General features: G+C 33.1%; 12 protein-coding genes and 3 pseudogenes. 9 read left to right on the top strand and 6 right to left on the bottom strand.

Annotation, left to right across the window (positions count from 1 at the left end; all coding sequences use genetic code 11):
- Nucleotides 1-940: BID domain-containing T4SS effector (locus O99_RS02745; protein WP_035006230.1), on the bottom strand; the 940-nt coding region annotated here is incomplete at its 3' end.
- Between the two features lie 560 nt (nucleotides 941-1,500).
- A complete protein-coding gene (locus O99_RS02740) occupies nucleotides 1,501-3,177 on the bottom strand; it encodes a BID domain-containing T4SS effector (RefSeq protein ID WP_035006229.1) in 1,677 nt (558 codons plus the stop codon).
- A 1,179-nt stretch (nucleotides 3,178-4,356) separates the two neighbouring features.
- Between O99_RS02740 and O99_RS02735 the strand changes: the two genes are divergently transcribed.
- From O99_RS02735 to O99_RS02700, 7 genes and pseudogenes are all read left to right on the top strand, one after another.
- Nucleotides 4,357-5,016 carry a protein-L-isoaspartate(D-aspartate) O-methyltransferase gene (locus tag O99_RS02735; protein WP_035006227.1) on the top strand — a complete coding sequence of 220 codons (660 nt, stop codon included), beginning with the start codon at nucleotides 4,357-4,359 and terminating at the stop codon, nucleotides 5,014-5,016.
- A gap of 164 nt (nucleotides 5,017-5,180) precedes the next feature.
- A complete protein-coding gene (locus O99_RS02730; protein ID WP_035006225.1) occupies nucleotides 5,181-6,383 on the top strand; it encodes a M23 family metallopeptidase in 1,203 nt (400 codons plus the stop codon).
- Nucleotides 6,384-8,057: 1,674 nt separating this feature from the next.
- Nucleotides 8,058-8,516, top strand: coding sequence for a preprotein translocase subunit YajC (gene yajC, locus O99_RS02720; protein WP_035006222.1), 459 nt, complete (start codon nucleotides 8,058-8,060; stop codon nucleotides 8,514-8,516).
- Nucleotides 8,517-8,826: 310 nt separating this feature from the next.
- A complete protein-coding gene (locus O99_RS02715; RefSeq protein ID WP_035006221.1) occupies nucleotides 8,827-9,213 on the top strand; it encodes an Mth938-like domain-containing protein in 387 nt (128 codons plus the stop codon).
- 837 nt (nucleotides 9,214-10,050) lie between these two features.
- Nucleotides 10,051-10,275 carry a hypothetical protein gene (locus O99_RS06615; protein ID WP_051668842.1) on the top strand — a complete coding sequence of 75 codons (225 nt, stop codon included), beginning with the start codon at nucleotides 10,051-10,053 and terminating at the stop codon, nucleotides 10,273-10,275.
- A 95-nt stretch (nucleotides 10,276-10,370) separates the two neighbouring features.
- Nucleotides 10,371-11,480: pseudogene (locus tag O99_RS02705) on the top strand (N4-gp56 family major capsid protein).
- Nucleotides 11,481-12,100: 620 nt separating this feature from the next.
- Nucleotides 12,101-12,961: a phytoene/squalene synthase family protein gene (locus O99_RS02700; RefSeq protein WP_035006219.1), complete on the top strand. Its 861-nt coding sequence runs from the start codon at nucleotides 12,101-12,103 to the stop codon at nucleotides 12,959-12,961.
- Nucleotides 12,962-13,205: 244 nt separating this feature from the next.
- On the opposite strand, the gene O99_RS02695 is transcribed toward O99_RS02700, so the two are convergent.
- From O99_RS02695 to O99_RS02685, 3 genes are read right to left on the bottom strand one after another with little or no spacing between them, the layout of a single operon-like run.
- Complete coding sequence (locus O99_RS02695; RefSeq protein ID WP_035006218.1) at nucleotides 13,206-14,177, bottom strand: WD40 repeat domain-containing protein; 972 nt, start codon at nucleotides 14,175-14,177, stop codon at nucleotides 13,206-13,208.
- Nucleotides 14,178-14,187: 10 nt separating this feature from the next.
- Complete coding sequence (locus O99_RS02690; protein WP_035006699.1) at nucleotides 14,188-15,222, bottom strand: CobW family GTP-binding protein; 1,035 nt, start codon at nucleotides 15,220-15,222, stop codon at nucleotides 14,188-14,190.
- Nucleotides 15,223-15,233: 11 nt separating this feature from the next.
- A complete protein-coding gene (locus O99_RS02685) occupies nucleotides 15,234-15,977 on the bottom strand; it encodes a creatininase family protein (RefSeq protein ID WP_035006216.1) in 744 nt (247 codons plus the stop codon).
- Nucleotides 15,978-18,107: 2,130 nt separating this feature from the next.
- On the opposite strand from O99_RS02685, the gene O99_RS02680 reads away from it, so the two are divergent.
- Nucleotides 18,108-20,981 carry an autotransporter outer membrane beta-barrel domain-containing protein gene (locus O99_RS02680; RefSeq protein WP_167884993.1) on the top strand — a complete coding sequence of 958 codons (2,874 nt, stop codon included), beginning with the start codon at nucleotides 18,108-18,110 and terminating at the stop codon, nucleotides 20,979-20,981.
- A 117-nt stretch (nucleotides 20,982-21,098) separates the two neighbouring features.
- Here the strand turns inward: O99_RS02680 and O99_RS06745 are convergent.
- Nucleotides 21,099-21,257: pseudogene (locus tag O99_RS06745) on the bottom strand (M24 family metallopeptidase C-terminal domain-containing protein); the annotation flags it as partial.
- Between the two features lie 134 nt (nucleotides 21,258-21,391).
- On the opposite strand from O99_RS06745, the pseudogene O99_RS06875 reads away from it, so the two are divergent.
- Nucleotides 21,392-23,165 (top strand): annotated as a pseudogene (locus O99_RS06875) (hypothetical protein); the annotation flags it as partial.

Genomic DNA, 23,165 nt, shown 5'->3' with positions numbered 1-23,165 from the left:
AATTATAATTTGCGTAGATATCTTCTTCTTCGCTTTTTAGGTTCTGTGTTTGAGCATCTGGATTATCATAAATATCAGTAGTGTCATAGATATCCTCATTTTTCGTTGCTCTTTTCTTCAATACCCGCGTGTAAAATCTATTTGGATTATAATTTGCGTAGATACCTTCTTGCTTGCTTCCCAGCTCTTGTGTTTGAGCTTCATTTAGATCATACGTGATTTTTTGGAAAAGGTTAATTTCTTCCAGTACTTTTTTGGCTTTTGTAACAACATCTATCAATTTCAGCGCTTGATCGTCTGATATACCTATACTTTCAGCAAGAGGCTGACTCTGATTTTCTTCAAGCATCTGGAGCTCATTTTCTGAAAGACGCATCTCAACTGAATTTAAAAACAACCCCACCTCTTTACCAAGTTGAAAAGTATCTTGATTTTTGAAAACATTACACAGTTCATCATGTGATAAAGCAATAAGATATTGTACATTATCATTAGGCATTAAAATTTTTCGTGCGCAACGCGCTTGTTCCAAGTTATTACGGTAAATAACTGCATCTTTGACATTTTTTATAGTATCCCCGTACTTGTGAATTGCTAAACTAAGCTGCAAAACATGTCGTTCAGCCTTTATACGTCGCAAACTTTTAAAACCATATATTTTAAAACCTGCAAGTTTAAGGAAGGATTCAGGAGAGTTTCTAAATATATTCGCCAACTCTGATGCAGAATTTGGATTATCATTTATCCGTTGTATTAAGGAAGGTAATGTTGTCCAGTTTTTAGATACAATTAGTGACAAACTTATAATTTCTTTTTGTATGTCTTCAATCAAAGGATCACGTAAAGCCCGTTTAATAATTTCATCATCCGTCAGAGAAGGTACTTCTTTTGATGGGACAAGAACATAATTAGGCATTTTTTTCTTTTCTCCAAAATTCATATAAATTGATGCATTAGCTTCAGATGACTCAATAACAATTGTTTTATTTGATATTATCTAAATAGTTTCAATGAAATAATGTTTTTGTTACATGCTTCTAATTTTTTATTATATTTTTAAATCACTATGGCTGTTACTCTCTAATAATGAGATTTGAAAAACTTGATTAAGTTAATTTCTTTTCAACATACTCGTGTCCTCTAATGATATTTATATCTTGCGTGCTTTAATTTCTGATACCTTAAATATTGCTAACGAATGTCTGATAATCATTCTGCTTAATTATATTACTGAAAAACCTTTAATTTCATTTCTCTTTATGTTGAAAAAAAATATTTATATTTTTTTATTCTCTTTGAGTCATTTATGAAATATTTGTAACTACCATCTGATAATTCAGCTTATTTTGCATTTATACACTATTTATACTCAATAAAGCACATAATAACTTACACACAAAAAATCTCATTACTACATTTATCTTAAGGAAATACGCTTTATTTAATTTCTTATTTCTAAATATTCCCCCCCTAGATATTAAAATGAAAAGATTTACGTCCTTAGCTGGCTATAGCTATTGTTTGTTGACGAGGTTCTCTAATTAACATTGCTTGCTTTTGTAAAACTTTGATTTGTTGAATGGTATCAATAACTTGTTTTGCTTTGTCTTCTGGAATACCAATGCTTTCAGCCAAAGATTCATAACTACCACTGTTAACCATTTTACGTTCACTTACCGAAAGACGAGAATTAATTTGCTTTAAAAAAGCGCTAATCTCTTTGCAAATAGTAACATTTCCTTCTATTTTTAAAGCACTTTCACGTTCTTCTTTTGACATATCAAGATAACGCTGTATCTTTTCGCCAGGTAAACTTACCTCTTTTGCAAGACGGTATTGTTCTGCTCTATGTTCTCTCAAAACTTCTTCTTTAGAAGTTTTCAAATCACTCCCATATCTCAAAATTGCTTCACCGAGTGCAGAAAGACTTTTTTCAGCTTTATTACGTTTTGGACTGTTTATTCCATATTTTCCAAAACCTGCAAGCTTAGCAATAGATTTAGGGTTGTGTAAGATAGTTTCAGAAAGCATTTTCGCTGAATTTGGATTATCATGAATTCGTTCTAGATGATTGGTTAATTTTTCACGGTTTCCAAATACAACTTTTGCCAAACGTTCAATTTCTTTTCTTTGATGTAGAACATAAGAATTACATACGGTCCTTTCCATAATTTTAAAGTCTGTTAAATTGCGTAATTCTTTTCCTGGGATTAAAACATCACTAAGCTTACTAAGAGCTTTAAAGCTGATTTTATCACCTAGCTTTAATTTTTGGAACTGCTCCCTTGGAATAACAGATTTATTGCATACAATCAAAGAATTCGATGTTCTTATCACAATAGTATCTAATTGACGACTTTCATAGACACCTGTATAGATTTTTCCTGAGATTGGTGTTGTAATAATTCCTCTTGCAATCTCTTGCGCTTCTTCAGGTGTCATTCTATTTATAGCTGTTTTCAAAACCTTGATGTTTTCTGGATTAGAAGCATCTTCAAACAGATGTTGCATAGGCTGTAAATTGTCATTTGCTGCACTAACAATTGCATCTTCCATACGCTTTTGTGTCACAACTGAAAAATCAAGCTTTTGATTCTCAGCTTGAGAGAGTTTATTCACAAATAACCGTTGTACAATTCCATTGCCCTCTACGAAAGGACGTGCATGATCAAGTAGTGCATAAATAGTTGCTATATCTTCACTAAGCGGTTCATTTTTATCTGAAACTTTTTTTTGTGAGGTATTTCCTGCTTCGTTTCTTTGAGCTCTTTGAGCAAGCTTTGCATCAAGTTCATTTAAGCATTTTGAGAGCTTTTCATTAGATGCAAAGGGAGAATTTTTATCATTCACTAACATGGTAGCAATTTTACCATTTGACATTTTAATCGGATTATCACGGGTTTCTCCAGCCCAATCAAATATCGCTCCAAATAAGCGTTTGTGAAGTTTTTTTAGGTAAAGCTGATCAACTTTTTGAGGTATCGGTTCTTGATGCACATTAACAAGTTCTTTCGTCACTTTATGCGCACACTTTATCTTAAGTTGCTGGTGATCTTGTATCCCAAGTTTATTTATTAACGTATAGGGATCTCCAGATTCAGCATAGGTGTAGTTAATACTGTTTTTCAGTAATGATTTTTCTGCGTTTTTGAAAGTTTGAGAATCTTTTATAAACATGATTTCTCCTCTATGACGTTATGTTAAAAAGTATTAAATCAACTTGCAGTAAATACCCCCCTTTGCGTATCTTTCTAAAATTTCAAATGCTGTTAAAAGAAAGTCTCCTTTCTTATTATGTGATTACCAATAGCTTAATAACTCCTTCATTATATTTTCGTAATTGTTGCAATATGATAGAAATCAAATCAACATTTACATTTAACTTCCACATAGTCTTTTTTATCTTGTAATCAGTTTTCAATTCATAAAACAGGAAACATATCACCGTTTATGCTATTATTATAGCTTTAGAACTAAAGTATTATAGCTTTAGAACTAAAGAATTAATAAGAAGCATTTTGTTCTTTTCCTTCATAATAGTAATATTGTCAAGTAGTAGAATCTTTTTTATTCTTTTATCGATTGATCTTACTGTTCAATAATTTTTTACCATCTATGGATGCTATTTTAGGATGATAGGTGGAATATTAAAATTATAAGAATGCCTAGAAATATATTGATATCTGTAAGGAATATCCTATGAATGCTAATTAGCTTTTCAGCATGAGATTTTATAATTGAGCTGGAATTATTTAACAGAAGAAGTAAAAATTCTTAGTGATCAGAATTTTTCACAAGGGTTTTAAAATTGAATTTTATAATATTTTTTGTAAACAATTTGTATTTTTTTAGCTTTTTGTTTCATTTTTATCACTGTTTTTTAATTTTTATAAAATTGTGTTTTTCTGCAAATCCTATGATTTGTTGTGATTAATAAACCTACTTCTTAATTAAGGTGAGAGCTTCAAAGATTAAGATTACTTAATTTGTATGAACATGTTCAAACTACTGGAGACTTAGCAATTTCTATAATGTTATGATATAAGAGGACATTATAATGAGAGTTATTTTGTGTTTATGCGCTTAATTCAATATTCATATACATCGTGGTAATTATGTCATTATTTTTTCCTTTTACTTGGTAGTTTTTTATAAAGAATTGAGGTATGCATTAGAGCATGGGGTCTGAGGGGAAATTAAAAAATCAAAGTAAACAATTAATTGGTTTTATTGTGTTTTTATGTATAGAAAATTATTAATGAATTAATGATATTTATATTCAAGGTTTAATTGTTTATGATCGGAGAACTCGTCTATACAATAAGATAGCCATTGTATTGGAGATCGAATGATATTATGGAGCAAAAAGGCATTTTACGATTTCGTGAAGAGTTAGCAAGCCTTGTGTTGAAAATGCGCAGTAAAGGCATTGATGATATAAGCTTTTTTGCAGCATTAGAGAAAGTTCCTCGTCAGCAATTCGTTTCTGCTTCTTGGCTTAATAGTGCTTATGATAATAAAGTTATACCGATTGAATGTGGAGAATATATTGAGCGTCTAGAGGAGCAGCTTTTGATTCTTTCCGCATTATCGTTGAAAAAAACGCACCGTGTTTTAGAAATTGGTACAGGTTCAGGTTTTTGCACTGCCCTTATGGCTTGTCTTAGTGATCGTGTGACAACAGTTGATCGTTATAAAACACTTATTGATTTAGCACGGCAAAGATTTCAGCATTTGGGAATTGAGAACATCATTATACGGCAGATTGATGGAAGTCGGGGCGTTACAGGTTTGGGATCATTTGATCGTATTCTCATTTGGCCATCATGCCCTAATGAACCAAAAGAATGCCTAGAACTTCTGGCGGGAAATGGGATTCTCATTCAAGCTATTGGGCCAGATGAAGGGGTACAAAAAGTGATGCGTTATACAAAGATTGGTAGCCAGTTTGAACGCTCAGAAATGTTTCAAGTACGTTATCAACCCTTCATTGAAAATATTGCGGAAATTTTGTAATTGTGAATTTAAGATATTGCTAAATATTTTGTCTATTCTACCTAATAAAAAATACATTTTGATTTTATTAAGGGGTATTTATGGATATTTTTTTAATTTTAACTCTTAGGTAAGATTAGGAAGCTTTAATAGAATGATTTAAATATTGGCTAGTGAGCAAAACTATGTATATAAGGGTTTCAAGTAGCATTTTAAAGTGTACTTTTCTAAAAGCTGCTCTTTTGATGGTGATATTAATAGCTACTGGTTGTAGTTCCAGTATGCAGCGTTTTTCTGGTGGTTCTTATAATAATATTACTTCTACCCAGTCAACTACATTCATGACTATGACTGATGATCCGCGAATGTTATCACAAAATGTTGAAATACAAAGCAGTGAATTGCCACCTGTAGAATCAAGTAGTATTTCAGACGCTGATTACAATTCCCCATATAATAATTCTTCAAGGCAAAAGGAAGTTTTTTATCCTGATAAGAACAAGCATTTTTCTGATGGTCAGGTTATGGGGATACCGCCTCAAAATCTTGGAACTCTTCCTCGTTCACAGGTGAATAATGGTTCTGTTTTTAAAAAGAATTCTTATATTGTGCAGAGTGGGGATACATTATTAAGTATTGCGCAACAGTTGGGTGTCAGTGTTGATGCGTTAAGGTTAGCTAATGGTATAAACGCTAATTCTATTTATATTGGTCAGTCATTGATTATTCCAGGTCAAAGTACAAAGATGGCATCAAATATTCAAAATAATATTTCAGATGCATCAAAAAATGTATCTTCATTTCAATCTAAGACTGTATCTCCTGTTAAACAGGGTAAAGCTCCTACATCTGTAGCTCAGACTTCCGTAAAAACTATGCCTGTAGTTAAAAGTGATACGTTAAACATTGAAAAAAATTCTCCTACACAAGCAACAACACATAAGTCTATAAATGATACGTCAGATCAAATTATTGACCCAAATGATATTATAACTCCACAATCGACAGGTATTTCTAAGATGCGGTGGCCTGTGCGAGGACGTTTGTTGAGTCATTTTGGCGAAAAGAAAGGAACTGCAGTTAATCGAGGAATAGATATTATGGTTCCTGAAGGATCATCAGTAAAAGCTGCAGAAAATGGTGTTGTTATTTATGCAAGTAATGGGTTGAAAGAGCTTGGTAACGTTGTCATGATTCGGCATGAAAACAATATTATTACTATTTATGGGCATAATAGTAAGCTTATTGTTAGTAGAGGGCAAAAGGTACGACGTGGTGATGAAATTGCAAAGTCAGGTTTTTCAGGAGACGCTAAAACACCACGCGTTTATTTTGAAGTACGTAAGAATTCTCTCCCTGTTGATCCTGCTGAATACTTAGAAAATTAAATCGGTTGCCGTTTTATCTTTTCACTATAAAACTTCATCCTTTAGATTGGAGATATTAAGGTGTGTATTACTTCATTCGAAAGCCTATGAAGTAATTGCATAAGCGATCAGCAGGAGGAGGAACATGCAGGAAAAGGTTTATATGTTTCAATATAGGTTCTGCTTATAGTAATTCTCATCTTTTAAGCTATAGAGGAGATCAATTAAAATAATTCAAGATCATATGAATTCATCTGCTTTGTTTCCAAATATAAGCTTCCTTGTGATGTTATTTAAGTTCTTGTGTGATTAACTTAAATAGTATTTCAATCGTTAAGTGGTATTGGTTGTCGAGGATAATTATTTATTTAATAGGTGAGATAAGAGCGTTATTTCGAGTTGTGTTATTATTGATAGTCATTGAAAGAATAGGCTATTCTAATTCAGTTCTTCTAAATTTTACGGTTAGGAAGAAACTAACAAAGCACGACAAAATACAGATTCTACAAGTGTAGGATCTTGTGAGAATATGGTTGTCAATAGGAGGTACAGTAATTATTATCTTAAGTTATAGGATAGTTCTCATAAAGATTTAGCAAACGTTTTAAATGAAGGGTGAAAGACATTTGATAATATTTTGTTCAAGCATTAAAATGGACAAAAAATATGGGTTTACTTTAAACGTAATCGTGCAATCTTTCATAAATAGTTTTTAAATTATCAATTTTTATAAAAGTATGAAAAACTATTGCATTAAAAGTTCTACAGCGAACCACAGTAGGAGCAACTGGTTAAATAAATGACTCATAAGTACACCTCCGCAGCTTACTATTCCAACTATAAAAAAAGCTGTAAACCATGATTTTAAAAATATGACAATAAAAGAGATGATAGAAGAGATGATGAATGCGTGAGTAATAAATGTTGGTTTCAAGAGAAAACAATTGAAAATAATTGAAAAAGTGGCCCATATTCCAATACCACACATAATGAAAGCTAAGGGGATACTTATTGTTATTGTTTTTGAAAGTAACACTAATTTCATATAAATGGCATTCCTTTTGTTGATAATCAGTTTCTAAGCCTTTTATAGATGATTCATATAGATTTTATCAATATATAGTATTTTTCTATTGACAATGTTTCAAAAATAGTGTCTAAAAGCATCATATTATTGTCTGTATTGTAAAATTCTGAGTTTATAGTTCTCGAAAGTTCTTGCTTTCGGGTTTTTTTTTGGAATATATTGAGGATCTTGTTATCTAGGAAAGTGCAAATGCTATTCTTTTTAATAGAATGAATAGTATTCTTCTTGGTATTTAGCTAGAGCGTTTAAGGAGAACGTAAATTAAGAGTACGTGTTTCTTGGAGGACTCTATTTTAAAATAACTGAGAAAGTCAGTAAAAATATGCAAAAAATGGAATGATTGCTGTATTTGGAATAACATAATTTTCAAGTATTGTGCTGTTTAATTTAGAGAAAAGCTGGTATTTATATGATATCCAGAAAAACGAATGAGATCTATTTTGGAAACTTTTGTTCGTTGCTTTCTTTTTCTTAAAATTTTATTCCTTTTGAAAAAGTTACAACTATCTGATGTAGTTTTACAGTATTTAGATGGGCTTTTTTCTTCCGAAGCAAAAACTTATTTGTAAAGTGAGAGATACTTGAAGTTTAATCTATAGGAGATAAAAATGTTGATTACTAATGCTTATGCTCAGACTGTAAGTCATACGTCGAATGGAACATCATTTATTACCTTTGTCCCTTTCATTTTAATTTTTGCAATTATGTATTTTTTAATTATTCGTCCACAGCGTGCGCAAATGAAAAAGAGACAGGAAATGCTTAATGCTGTGCGTCGTGGAGATACAGTTATAACGGGTGGAGGTATTCTTGGTAAGGTTACAAAAGTTTATGATGAAAGTGGTGAGCTAGAAGTTGAAATTAGTGAAGGTATACGTATTCGCGTTATTCGTTCAACATTAGCAGATGTTCGGATTAAAGGTGAGCCATTATCGGAAGAAAAATCAAAACCTAGCTCTAAGATAAAAGCACCCAAAACTTCTGAAAGTAAGGTGGAAGTGAAGAAAAGTGTTTCTGCACCTAAAGTAAAAAAAGTAATACAAAAGAAAAATAAACCAAAAACATAGTTATGTTATATAATTATTTTATTATTCAAGGTATTTGTTATGTATAATCAAGTTTTTTGAAGAAAACAGATAGGGATGATTTTATTTGTTTATGTTATGGGTGTTCGTTATATTTTATTGCAAACTTTTTGATATTATTTGCAATTTTGCTTAGGGTACTGTCTTCTTCTTATTTTGGTAATATTGGTGTCAAATATTTTACGCATCTTTGGTGATGTGTTATAATCTACGTTAGTTAGTTTATTATTTCCTCTTACTAATTTAGGAGAGAAAAATGCAATTGGGTTTCCAAAAATAAAGGATGCCTACTATGTCATATGCAATTCAGATTCGTGAAGCACATTTTCCAGGGCGAGCGCCTATTGATGCTTATGGGAATGGAGGATTTCGTTTCGCAGATATGTCTCATAAGGGTTCGATTATTTGCTTACCATCGGGTATTTATGGTATCGACATGGCAGGACCTCTTCCTACACAGGATAATCTTTCTCGTATTTTGGAAGAAGCAGATAAGATTGAGATTTTATTGATAGGTACTGGACTTGAATTATTGAGTTTACCTGAAAAATTGCGGTGTCTTTTATGGGAAAAGCATATTTCGACAGACACAATGAGCACGGGAGCTGCAGTACGTACATTTAATGTTTTGTTGGCTGAAAATCGTTCAGTTGCTGCGTTGTTATTTGCGATAGAATGATATAATTAATAAAATCAGTATGTTAATTAAATATGAGGGATTTTCGTAATTATTGTTCTATTGGATCTTTTTGTTCTTGTCTCTTTTTTTAGAGTGTTTTAATCGCTTCTAAAGCTAACTTTTTATGGCTTGCCCCTTATCGTGTAAAGAGAGACCATATTATTTTATAAAAGATCTTGTTGAATTGCCCATTTTAAAAGGTTGTTCATTATTCTCTGAAAGCTTTTGGTGTTTTCTGGTGTTTTTGTGTCGTTCAACTTCTGCTATAAATGACATTTTATAGAGGATATTTTTTGAAGAGCAATAGACAATAATAAAATGATGAATAACATAATAAAAAGAAAAAATAAAAAGATAAATAAATTAATTTTTTCAGATATTTATAATGTTTTTCTATTGAAAAGTTAGAAGGTTATATGCTATATAAAAAGAGTATTTTTGTGTACACAAATTTCATTTAGTGAGTTCTTTGTTTTCCTTCAAAAAGGATACAAACATGCTTAATAAAGTATTTTAATTGGCTATCTACGAGTAGATCCAAAAAGAAAAATGATGTCTTGCTTTATAAAGTATTACCGTTACAGGTTACGGGAGAGGATAGGGGGTGACCCAGATAATAGGGCACGTGAAAATAGCGCCTTTGGTTCAAGACAAATATCCAGATTTAGAACAGATCACAAATTATCTTCATGAGATTGCGGATAATTCATTAAAAGTGCGAACAAGTCTTTATCCACAGTCGGAAGATTCTGCACTGAGAGAACAGCAAATTGGTGCTGAATTGCGTCAAATCTGTCAGCAGGCCAAAAAGCCGGCCTTAATCCCATCGATGTACTTGTGCAAAAAGCAAAAGCTTTTGGCTATAGCGGCCCCCAGAATAACAATGAGGTTGAAGCTCTCCAAGAGCGTAACACAGCAGCGTGGATTTTAGCCGCATGTGGTGGGCAGGTTCCCTTGGTCGGTATTGATATGAGAACACTTTCTTCCATGTCGGAAGATGAAACTGCTGCATGGGTTGAGAATAATAAAGAAAAATTTGAATACATCATGGACAGGGTGTGAAGAGATGCGCAGTGGTGCAGAAGAGATAACCAAGTGGTTGTGGCTGCTTGGTTATGCCGTAAGGCTCATTTGAAGACAAAGAAAGGCATTTTAAAATGGCAACAACAGAAGCAAAAAATATCAATCATCCCTTAGCCGTTAAGATTTGGTCTAAGCTGCTTAGCGCAGAAAGCTCAAAAGCGACATCAATAGCTCCTTTGATGGGAACAGATGAAAATAGTATCATTCAAGTTGTGGATGGTTTGAATAAAACAGCGGGTGATGCAGTCAAAACTAGATTATGTGCTCAGCTTATAGGAGGTGATGTGACTGAAGAGTAAGCACTGGAAGGGAATACAACACTTCTTCTGAATGAAACAGTGCGGCTCAATGAGCTTTCTCATGCTGTGCGTTTTAAAAATAAAGAGATAATTGATCAACAGCATATTCCCTTTAATTTGCGTGAATATGCCAAGGATGGATTTGTTGATTGGTATGCTGATCGATTGAGTATGATGTTCTTTATCCAAGCTGCTAGGTATACAGCTCCGTGGATGAAGTTTGATGGTTATACAACAACGATAAAACCAGTGCATTATGGTTTTAATGAGCCATTAGAGCCGAGTAAATTGCGCATTTTTCGCTCAGGGAATAAAAAGGCTGATGAAGAGCTCACAAAAGACGATGAGTTTACATTATCTCTTATTGATGATGCTGTGAAACGTGCAAAATTGGCTAATCCTAAGATTAGATCGGTACATGTCAATGGAGAAAGTGTTTATGTGATGTATCTTCACCCAGAACAGGTGATGCAGTTACGTACCAATACAGATGCTGGCCAGTGGCTTGACATTACCGAAGCGGTTTGTAGTGAAAGCCGCGCTAAAACCCCGATTTTTGATGGTTCGTTTGGAATGTATAATGGTATCATTTTACGAGAGTCTGAATATGTTCCTCATGGTGTTCATTCAAAAACGCAGGAGCCTGTTCTTTCTGTTCGTCGTGCTGTTTTGCTTGGTGCGCAAAGTGTCATCTTAGCTTATGGTCGTAAGGATGAGCCGCGTTATCATCTTGTAGAGAAATTATTTGATTATGATAGCGAATTTGGCATTGCTGCCAAAACCATCATTGGTATGAAAAAATCACGTTATACTTTGGCTTATTCTACGCAAGGAGCGCAAGATTTTGGCACGATAGTTATCCCCTCTTTTTCTAAAGAAATATAAAAATATTGAGCACATAAATAGGATTTAAACTATAAAAAAACATCTCAAAAAGAAGTCATTATTTGCAATAATTGAAGAAAGTTTCAAAAATATTTGTTAGAATCAAGAGAATATTTTTTTCTAACAAGCCTTTTAAAATGCTTACATCATTTGACAAAATCTTATGCAAACTTCGTATTGATCACTCAGAATGCCTTTTAGATATGGCTAAAAATTAGATTTATCTGTAGCATTTTTTCCATCGAGATTAGAAAAATCTATACCTGTTTTAATAGAACAAACGATCATCAAGCTCTACGCTTTAAATCAAGCAACAGCTTATCTTTTAAGAAAAGAAATAGATGCTTGGAGCAAGAGCTTGATAAGCAAATCTTCTGATTCATGTGATCGTGAAATTGTTGGTATATTTATTAGAACATTTGATAATTTTTCATAACAGAACTTAGAAAAATTTAAAAAATTATTAGAGAAAGGTGGCAAAAAATGGTATGTTTTGTAGAGGCATATTAGGAACTCCTATTCCCTTTTCTCTCACATTTATTTGAGAATTCCTAAATTTAAAAAATATAATAAAAAATAATTTGTATGATATAAAAAAGGTATTGATGGTGTGATAGAGAATGGCAAATTTTCTTCCTTATTGTCTTGATATTTTACGTAATACAGATCGTGATCGTTATATATCAGTTTTATTTGCACCCAAACAAAAACGCAGAGCATTAGCCGCTCTTTATGCTTTTAATGCAGAGATTGCTCGTATTCGCGAAAGTGTGCGTGATCCCCTTATGGGAGAAATACGATTACGTTGGTGGCGCGATTCTATTGCTAACGATGAACAACAAAATAGTGAGAGTAATCCGATTTTAAATGATTTATTAAAAACAATTACTTTGTTTAAGTTATCCAAGATAACTTTTTTACACTATTGTGATGCGCGTATTTTTGATCTTTACAATAATCCAATAGCAACTATTCACGATCTTGAAGCTTATTGTAGTAAAACAGCAAGTACAATATTGCAGTTGTCTTGCCAGATATTAGATTTTGATGTGGCACCAAATTTTACAGATGCTTATAAATATGGGGGAATAGCTCAAGCGTTAAGTGGTATATTACGTCTTTTACCATTGATGCAATTACGATATCAATGTTATTTCCCTACCGATATGTTGGAGGCTTTGGGGATAAGTCGGGAAGAGCTAAATTCTAATTGTATCAATGATAAACAAAAACAACAGATTATTGAGGCTATGGTAGCATTATCACGAGATTACTATCTTAAGTTTTATGATTATTCTGTTACTTTGCCTAAAACGCTTAAACCAGCATTTCTCCCGCTAGCAGTTACGCCGGCATCTTTGCAAAAAACAGTACAGTTGGGAGCAAAAGTTTTTCAGGAAAATACAACTTCATTATTACTGTATCGCTATTGGTTGATCACAAAAGCAGCGATTAGTGGTCATTTTCCAAAATTATTTTAATAATAATTTTCAGCTAGTTAGCATTTTAAGTATATTTTATAATTAACTTCATGTGAGTATAGATTATTAACAACTATATTCAGTAGTAGAAAAGGGGGCTTTTATACTCAATTATTTGCTCATATGCCCTTGATAGTGATTGAGCATATCGATCAGTGGATTACAGCGGTCTTGTTTAGAGCAAATATTGATAGAGAGTATATGATCAATTTAAAAGCATAAGAGGTAATTTATTGTTATGTTTTTAAGTGGTTATATTTATGATGCCGCATTCACCATTTTCACTGCCAAAGGCAAGGTAATGGCCTGTTTTATCCCAATTGAGTGCTGAAATAGCGCTCTTGCTACAAAGTTTAAGAAATATTTCTTTTCCGTCACTAAAATGTACACATGAAATTATTCCATCATTAAAGCCAATAGCTACAATTTCTTTACTTGGATGGCATGCAACTATACTAACAAGCGCATTTGCTCGTATACCAAGTTCTAACGGTGCTTTACCTATTGGACCATCTTTCGTATGAAAAGGCCAAACGATTGCAGCTGATGCACCTGATGTTGCTAACCATTTTCCTTTTGTGCTCCAAGACCAGCTTTTAACTTTGCTTGGATAGCCACTCATGCGTAAATGTTGTTTGTCAGCAAGACGCCAACCATGTAAGGCATTCTCTTGCATTGTGGAAATTACATAATGATTATCTGGTGAGAAAATAACATCACAGTGTGCTCCTTTCCATTCTAATGTGGTTGGCACTGTTTGCGTCAACAACCAATGAAGGGTAACACCATTATAGTGAGCAACTGCAAGTCGTAATCCCTTCGGAGCGAAAGCTAAACCTTCTACACTGTATTTATGATAAAACTCTTGTAAACCTTTACCAATATTAGTTACCATCAAACGCGAAGATGCAAAAGCAAATACATTATGTGGGCCGAAAGAAACACTGTTTATCCATTTGCCTTTTTGTATGCCCAATATCTCTATGCGACCATCTGTTGTTGTTTTACATATTTTCCCATCTTCTCCACCTGTTATAATAGCTGTCTTATCAGGAGAAAAATGGCTTGAAATTATGCCTTTATGCACTTCAATAATTTGTGGGTTTGGTTGAAGGAAAACAATCAAACCTTCTACTGAAACAAAAGCTGGCTTATCGTTAATAAAACCACAAGATAAACAATAACTTTTGAGATTGTAAGGAGTAATACTTGGCATTTTGACTCGCTTATATGCAATTTTCAAAATCAGTTTTTAATTTCTCAGCATCGAGAGAACGACCAATAAAAACAAGCCGGCTTTCACGTTTTTCATTTTGACGCCATGGGCGTTGATGTTGTCCTTCAAGAAGCATATGTATACCTTGGATCACATAACGATCGTCATCTCCGTGAAATGCGATAATACCTTTTAGACGTAAAATGTTAGGACCTTGTTCTTGGGTAACTTGTTGAAGCCATGAGAAAAATTTTTCTTTTTGAAGAGCACCTGTTTTTAAACTTATAGAGGTTATCGTAACATCATGCATAAGTGATTTATGGCTGTGCCCATGATGATGTTCATGATCACATTCGGGACTACATACATGATCGGGATTTTCATGATTAAGAAAATGAGGATCGTTTTCTAGAATTCGTTGTAAGTCAAATGAACTACGATTAAGAATTTTATTAAGAGGAATGTTTGCACGTTCTGTTGCATAAATAATGGCATTGGAATTAATGGTATAAATAAGTGATTCAATATGTGCTCGTTCTTCTGCACTGACAAGATCAATTTTATTGAGCAAAATGATATCGGCGAAGGCAATTTGATCTTCTGCTTCGCGGCTTTCTTTCAGCTGAAGTGGCAGGTGTTTTGCATCAATTAACGTAATGACACTGTCAAGGGCTGTTTTATCACGTACAGTATCATCCATAAAAAAAGTTTGTGCAACTGGAGTAGGATTAGCAATTCCTGTGGTTTCTATAATAATAGCATCAAATCGATTAGAGCGTTGCATTAGGCTTTCCAAAACGCGGATAAGATCACCACGCACTGTACAGCACACACAACCATTGTTCATTTCATAAATTTCTTCTTCTGATTCAACAATCAGATCATTATCAATACCAATTTCACCAAATTCATTGACAATAACTGCGTAACGTTTGTTATGATTTTCATTTAAAATACGATTAAGAAGGGTAGTCTTTCCTGATCCAAGATATCCTGTAAGGACTGTAACAGGAATTTTAGGAGATGTATTGGGTATTGTTTTCATAATTATATCTTTCATTGTAATGCATCTATTTTAAATTTCTTGATATCGTCAAGTAAAGCGCGAAGTCCACAGAGAACATGGGAAAAAATTGCTTTACCTGCTTGTGCTGTTGCTTGGCTTGCATTTCCTGCTACTCCTTGTTCATTAAGATCATGCATCATCCATCCAAAAGCATGAGGTCCATAGGCTCGTAAATATTGATAATTTTGAATCATCTCAGCTTGCTTATTATGAAAATTTTCTGTTTTTTCCATATGTACTTTTTCTGGTGCTAAATAGAGCATTAAGGAGGTTTCAATAAATCCACCATGGATATCAAGATGTATCTGAGATGGGTCCATTAAGCCTTCTGGCAATCCGAAACGACTCCAACTTGTAGCTACTGCAAGCATTGAAAAACGTTTTCTTAATTCTGTAATGACGATATTCATTAAAGGCGCATTGCCTCCATGAGCATTAAGGATAAGAAAACGCCTGATGCCTTTATGATAACAATGTTCACCAATGTTGATCCAGCGTTCTATAGCCCCAGAAAAGGTCAATGTTTGTGTACCAATAACATTCATATGTTCTACAGAATAACCAATTTTTTCAACTGGTAAAAGTGTGATTTGAAATTGCTCTTTTGTTTCTAAGGTAAGTGCTTTTGCAAAAGATTCAGCAATAATCCAGTCTGTTTCAAAGGGAAGGTGATTGCCATGATATTCATGTGCGCCCAGAGGTAAAAGGGCGAGAGGAAGGAGATCAGATACCATAAATTCATTGCCAAAAAGAAGTGAATAGATTCACATGATACAATATGATGGAAATAGTTTTCTTCAACTTTAGTCCATATACAGAAGAAACGCAAATATAGAGTGTTTTTTGCATCGAAATATGTATGAAGTAAAATCAAACTTTATTTGAGCTGATATTATGAATTATTTAGGTTGCCTCATTAATTTTAGAGCAATTAATTCTGAGGAATATTAAATATTCTGGGTAGAATTATGCTGCTAAAGGTAATGTATATTTATATATTTGAAAGATAGAAATTTCTTTTCGATTTATATGAAGAGAAAATATAAAGTTTATACTAGAATTATGATTAAGAAATTTATTAAATATCAATAATAAAATATTCATTTATTTATAAAAAAGTTTAAACTTTCCAAGGAAAACCGATACAGAAAATAATGTAAAAATTGCTAGTGATTTAATAACGTGTTTCACCGAAGGTTTTAGAATCTATAAAGAGAGGCCATTCTAAAAAATATATTAAGAGCGTTCAATATCTTATCTAAAATAATTGAAATAGCTCTAGAACAATGAGCTTTTAATGTTGAGAATTCAAGATTCAACTATAAAATGAGCGATGAGAAAATTTATAATATATAATTATTTTAATAATGACGATGGCTTTATAATCGAGATAGAAAAGCTAAGAAAGTAGAATGAAGCATGAGTGAAATTGATTAGTTTAAAAGATCATTTTCGTAGTTATTAAATAATGTGGTTATTGTTTATATTTTTACTTTATAATTAAGATAAGAAAAACTATATAAATATTTGAAAATAAGATTTTATTTTTTCTTTTAAAAGCTAAGATTTGTCTTATGATAGCTGAGTCTGGTTAATTTACGTTTAAAGTGTTGCTATTTTTAATAGAATTGCAGTAAATTTTCATTTGAAAATAGCTTAATATCGATTTTGGTAGCAAGAAAACATCTGATAAATATACGCTTTATTGTTATAGTTCAAAATTTCTTTAGGGATAGACGGATAGTATACAAAGATTGTTGGGACATAATGAGGAAGGAGAAAATAGATTTAACTAAGAATGTTTGAAATTATCGTGTTCAGAGTGAATATACTTGCTACATATTACGAGCGATTACGAGGCAATGAGAAGACAAGCTTTTTCATATTTAATCACAGTCGAAAAATCGCTATGCTTCAAATCTATTTTATCTTTCAATGTGGGTAATAAAGTTAACTCTATAATAACGGATGTTGTATTCAATACATTAGAGAGTGATGCATAATGATATACCATGTCTTTTGCCAGGCTGGGAACTTTTGATACATTATCTCTTTAATCTTAGGATAGTCAAAAAAAACAAAACATTACCTTTAAAGAGGTGATCGGGAATAATGAATGACACACTGTGGCACATGTTTTATATGAATGAACTTCTGTCGATTAAGAGAAATATGATAGTTTAAAGCGGCAATAAAAAGGAATATTCAAAGGTGAGTTTGTAAGTGCTTCTTTAACGAGAATAAATTTTTATAATAATTTATTGTAGTTGTTTTATTTTTGAAACGCAATTGTTGTAGGTTGTTTATTAGCCTCTTGGTTACCTTTTACAATGATCTCTTGGTTACCTTTTACAATGATCAAAGAGGTATGTTGTTATTTTCTGTATAGAAAATTTCCTATGCACATAGTTACGAAATAAAATGGGTTTTGCATTTTAAGATGCGTTCTAGTTGGAAAATATTGCTTCAATAATAGAAATATTGTTAGATATTTGGTCCAATGATTTATCAATATAGTGTTTCATAGTAAGCTGATATATAAGCATAAATTTACTGAAGCAGGGCTTTGTAGGAAGAATGCTTTGGCTAGAGTCTTTATCAATTCTAACTTACCTGTCTGATAAAGCTTTTGTGCGATCTTTTTTATTGTAGATTTATCTTTACATAAAGCACAAAACGTATTAAATTAAATACGAAATGTATTAAATTATGTAGAATTTACTTAGCTTTGTATTTCTCATTTTGAGTGGGAGCTTTTCATATTTAAATGCAGGGGAGAAAGTTTGAAATGAATTATGATCAAAGTATTTAATAGTTATTTATATTTTTTTACAGCAACTATTTTTTGTTTTTTTCAGAATAGTGTGAAGTCAACCCCCAACCACTCATCTGAGTGTGATGAAAATAATGTAGATTCTACGTTAACTTATAAATGTACTAATAGCGGGGAAAAAATAATCAACAATAAGAATTTTCAGGCAATAATAGCAGAAGGGAAAGGTGTAAATATTAACGGGACAAATATAACCCTTGGTGGTGTAGATAAAATGCCCAAAAAGGCTGGGAAGATTAAAAGTAATATATATGGTGTTGATGTATTGAAAGAAGGAAAAGTCGTTTTAACGCAGTCGGTCGTGAGCAATACACATGTAGCGCTTAATGTAAGCAATGGAATAATTGGTATGTACAATGGTGTGATTAAAGAGAGCAACATAGCTGTTCAGGCGTTGGGAAAACCAACGAATGTTATTTTAATTAATCCACAGATTGAGACCAAAGACGGGAAAGCAAGCCTTGTGAGTATGAGGGGAGCAAATGTTGAGGTTAAAAGTGGTGGATTAATTAATTTTACAAACAGTAATGGGGCTTATACCGCGTTGGGAGGGAAAGTCACTTTCGATAGTACTCATATTACCGGAACAGGTATGACAAAAGAACAAAAAAATTACGCTGTTTTTTATATAGATCAGGGCGGTTATATTGATTTTAAGAATGGCAATATTAACGTTATTAATGCTTTTGGCCTATTAATCGACAATACGGTTGCTACTTCTAATTCTATTTCTTTGGATTCATTGGATGAAAATTTACAAACTGATAAAAGTAATATTAACATGACGAAAGCCAATATCGAAGGAGCAACTATCGAGGTAAAAGGAGATGAATTCTACGGTATATATTTTAGAGGAGAGAATCCAGCAGGCAATACAATAGAGAGAGTAGATAATGCAATAGCAGGAGTCAAAGAGGATAAGAAAAATTTAGATATTGCAGATATTAAATTTCCCATACGACTTGTTAATTTAAAAGATACAAAACTGAACGTTGTAGGTGGTTCAGCTATTTATAGCACCGGTGCTGCAGGAGGTAATCTTAGTTTGTTTAACAGTTCTATTAGCGCTGATCATTTATTGTTAATGGCTGAAAAGAAATCTTCTGTTCTTGTCTTAGCTGATAATTCTTTATTGACAGGGGGGAGCCATGTTGATGAGAGCTCTACTGCTGAATTTTATTTGAGCGGTAATTCTGTATGGTTTTTAACACAAACAAAACAGAAAAATTCACAAGATTTAGACAATTTTTATATTTCAGTACTTGGTCTTGATAATAGTTCTATTAATTTTAAGAGATTCAAGTCTCCTGAAGCCTATAATTATAAAACACTTCACATTGGGAAAGGGGGTGGCGATGTTTATATTGCAAAGAATAATGCGCAGATTCATTTAAACGTGAGTTTAAGTTTTAATGGTTCGTTTGATAGTCAGAAAACTGACAGAGTTTTGATCCATGGTAATGTTTGTGGGGAAACTACAATTGATATACAAGCTATTTCAGAAAATCGAAGGGGAAATGTAAGTATAAGCACGAATAATATTGGAAATACTCAGGGTATTTCGCTTATTCAAGTTTCAGGTAAAGCGCAAGAAGATTCCTTCAAACTGAAGGGTGATTATATTACAGTAGATGCTTCTCCTTATCGATATAAGCTTTTTGCTTATGGTCCAAATTCTAAGTTAGGGCGATCGGATCCGAGACAAAAATTGGTTGGAAAGAATGAGGAAAAAGAAGGTAAACCTAATAATAATTTTTGGGATTATCGGCTGCAAAGTGAATATATTTCTCCATCAGAACCAGAACTAGAACCAGTACCACCAGTGCCATCGCCAGAGCCATTACCACCATCGCCGAAACCAGCACCAGCACCAGCGCCGGAACCACCAGTGCCCTCAGAACCTGAGGATCCGATAAAACCAGATTTACCTGTAAAAAGAGTACCGGCAGTTGTGCCACAACTCCCAAGTTATTTGCTTTTACCTCATGCTTTATTTCATACAGGTTTGGTCGATGTAAGTAATCAACATGAACTGTTGGAAATCATGCAAAGTGCTTTTCATGAAGCGGCTAAAAAGAGAAAGACAAACTTTTTCATCCGTGGTTATGGCAGTAACCATAGTTATACTTCCAATTTGTCTGTTTTTGAATATGGTTATGGAGCTGATCTTGACTATAATAATGCGACAGCAGGAATTGTATTCAATACATTAGAGAGTAAAGATAGTGCTTCGTCCTTTGGAGTTATGGGCGGTTATGGTCAGCTCTCTCTTCATCCTCGTGCAGTTAAACACAGTCAAAAGAGTGTTTTTGATAAATGGTCAGGCAAGCTTTATGCGAATTTGGATCATGATACAGGCTTTTATGCGAATGGCTTTCTCTCGTATGATTTTTTTAAGGGCGATGTTGTCACTCTTTCTCGTGGAAAAACAGCAGAATTAAAAGGGAGACTTTTGAATGCTGCTTTATCGGGTGGTCAGGCCATTATCACAGGCTATCATGGTTTTATTCTTGAGCCACAGCTTCAAGTTATTTACCAGTCTCTCCTGTTTGATGAAGCGCGTGATATTGATCGGTTTGATATTGATTTAGGAAAGCATGATCAATTGATAGGGCGGATAGGTGGTCGTTTAATAAAAGCTTTTGCTTCTTCCGAAAAGGGACATGTTGTTTCCTTTTATAGTAAACTTCATGTTGCGCATAGTTATGAAAAGAAGCGGATAGTGCATTTTAAAGATGCATTTCAGTTAGGTGCATTCGGTTCTACAGTTGAAACAGGTGCGGGTGTTCATGCCCAATTGTCTAATGCTATAGCACTTCATGGTGATTTGTTATACCAACATAAATTAACCAAAGCTGGCTTTTCTGGAATTAGTGTTTCGGGTGGCTTACGTTATCAATTTTAAAAGCAAGGATTGGTTTTATATTTATCAGTTTTGCTCAAGCCCTAGAAAAATTGGCTGATAAAGCTTTATCTCTTTTGAAGATTCCTTTAGATATTTAATTTAAAGGTGTCTTTACTCTCAAAGAGGCATTGTAGCTTTTTTCAGCCATTTTTTATCTCTTTTATCAAGGTAGGGTGCATTAACTTGATAAACACAGGCATGATAGTTGTTAAGCCACTGTTTCTCTTGTGTTGTTAAAAGTTCTATGTAAAGCTTAACTCTATTTATTGAATAGTTTTCATTTAGTAAATGTTAATAGAGAAATCCGATACGTAAAAATTTACTTTTATGATAATAACTTGAAATGTGTTTATCTATTTAGTATAATCCATAATGTATTCAGTTTATTTTGAAAGATTATTGGTATTTTAATGTTGCGCGTTTCTTTTTTCTTTCTTTCTTTCTTTCTTTCTTTCTTTCTTTCTATTCCTTTAGCTAGTCCTTCTGATCCTGTTAGTTCGTCTGAATCTGTTAAGCAATGTCAGAAAAATGAAACTGCGAACGGTAGATCTTCTTCAAGTCAGAAGACCACTATGAAATTGGGTAGCCGTACTTTCATTGTGAAAGAGTGTAAAGAAAGTGTAAATGGACAGATAAATGAGCGAAAATATCAAATGGGAAATAATTCTAAACGGAATAATAGTAGGAAACGGACAGACAGTGAAACTTCTGAAACCGGTGGAGTAATTGGTATATATTCGAGTTCGAGTGATGAAGAGAATGTAAATACTAGTAATGTTAATGTAAATAAAGTGCAAATTCTAGGCCCCGTACACAGTGATGATGATATTTATATTGGTATACTGCTCGGGGAATGGGGAACAATTGTTGCTAATGAATTGACCTTAAAAGACCTAACGATAGGTATTTCTGTTGTAGAAAATAGTTCGGTAAACGCAGATAAGACATTGATAAGTAATAATAAGATTGCTGTTAAAGCTAAGGGTTCAAGTTCTATAGTTGAGCTATTGGATACAAATATTTTAGTATTAAAAGGGGGTAAAGGTCTTTTCACTACAAAAGGTGGCTATATTGATATGCAGGGTATAGATAAATCGGATGCAGGCATTAATTTTACTCTAAGTTCCGCAGTTTATATGAATACAGGAGAGGTTTCTTTAGAGAAAGTTAATATTATTAATGATACTATTAATGATAATACTTCTGTCCAGACGAACGAGAATGTAGATTATAGTCGTAGTGCTGCCGTTTATATGCATCCACAGAGTACTTTTGAGATGAAGGAAGGGAAAGTTCATCTCAAAAGTGGGAATGGATTTGTATTTGACTTTTCACCATATGAGGATACAGAAGATTATGAGACAGCAGATGAAGATGGTGATGAAGATGAGAGTGACGATGAAGAAGATGATGAGGAGGAGGAGGAGAAAGAGAATGTAAATCTTGAAAATGTAGACGTTAAAATAGAGGGTGATAAATATTATGGCATGTATGGAGTACCTTCTGTTAGTGATGACAAGGACAAGGAGTTTGAAAGATCTGCAACTATTTCTTTGAAAAAAACAAATTTTATTGTTCCTAATAGTACCGCTATTTATAATGGTGTTAAGGCGGAGCTTATTTTTAATTTATCAGATACAAAACTTTCCGGTGGTCTTTTGCTAGAAGGTACTAGCGGGATTATAAACATTAAAGCTAATAACTCACAGCTCGAAGGGGGTGCTTTAATTTCTGGTTCAGCTGAAGCGTGTTTGAAATTAGAGAATAACTCGATGTGGACTTTAACAAAAAGAAAATCACGGGGTAATCGAGGGAATGAGGGAACTGATAATAATAAATCATTTATTTCTACTGTGACACTTAAGAATAGTAAAATTATTTTTGAAAAGCCAAGCGATAATGTTTATCAAACACTCTCTATTGGCATAGGGAATAGTCTTGTTTATACAGCAGAAGGGAATGCGGAGCTTTATCTTAATAGTTATTTAGATCAAAGTAACTCGGATACAGATCGACTTTTAATCGATGGTGATGTATCTGGTGTTACTGTAGTTTCTGTTTCTACAACAGTAGGAGATCTAGGAGATAAAACGGGTTCAGGTAATACCCAGGGTGTTTCGCTTATTCAAGTTTCAGGTACAGCGCAAGAAGATTCCTTCAAACTGAAGGGTGATTATATTACAG

The organism is Bartonella rochalimae ATCC BAA-1498 (assembly GCF_000706645.1).
Lineage (GTDB): Bacteria > Pseudomonadota > Alphaproteobacteria > Rhizobiales > Rhizobiaceae > Bartonella > Bartonella rochalimae.
This window is presented reverse-complemented; position numbering and strand designations above follow the sequence as displayed.

Coding starts and splice junctions, on each gene's coding strand:
- O99_RS02740 (WP_035006229.1), bottom strand. CDS start 3,177: ATGTTTATAAAAGATTCTCAAACTTTCAAAAACGCAGAAAAATCATTA.
- O99_RS02735 (WP_035006227.1), top strand. CDS start 4,357: ATGGAGCAAAAAGGCATTTTACGATTTCGTGAAGAGTTAGCAAGCCTT.
- O99_RS02730 (WP_035006225.1), top strand. CDS start 5,181: ATGTATATAAGGGTTTCAAGTAGCATTTTAAAGTGTACTTTTCTAAAA.
- yajC (WP_035006222.1), top strand. CDS start 8,058: ATGTTGATTACTAATGCTTATGCTCAGACTGTAAGTCATACGTCGAAT.
- O99_RS02715 (WP_035006221.1), top strand. CDS start 8,827: ATGTCATATGCAATTCAGATTCGTGAAGCACATTTTCCAGGGCGAGCG.
- O99_RS02700 (WP_035006219.1), top strand. CDS start 12,101: ATGGCAAATTTTCTTCCTTATTGTCTTGATATTTTACGTAATACAGAT.
- O99_RS02695 (WP_035006218.1), bottom strand. CDS start 14,177: ATGCCAAGTATTACTCCTTACAATCTCAAAAGTTATTGTTTATCTTGT.
- O99_RS02690 (WP_035006699.1), bottom strand. CDS start 15,222: ATGAAAACAATACCCAATACATCTCCTAAAATTCCTGTTACAGTCCTT.
- O99_RS02685 (WP_035006216.1), bottom strand. CDS start 15,977: ATGGTATCTGATCTCCTTCCTCTCGCCCTTTTACCTCTGGGCGCACAT.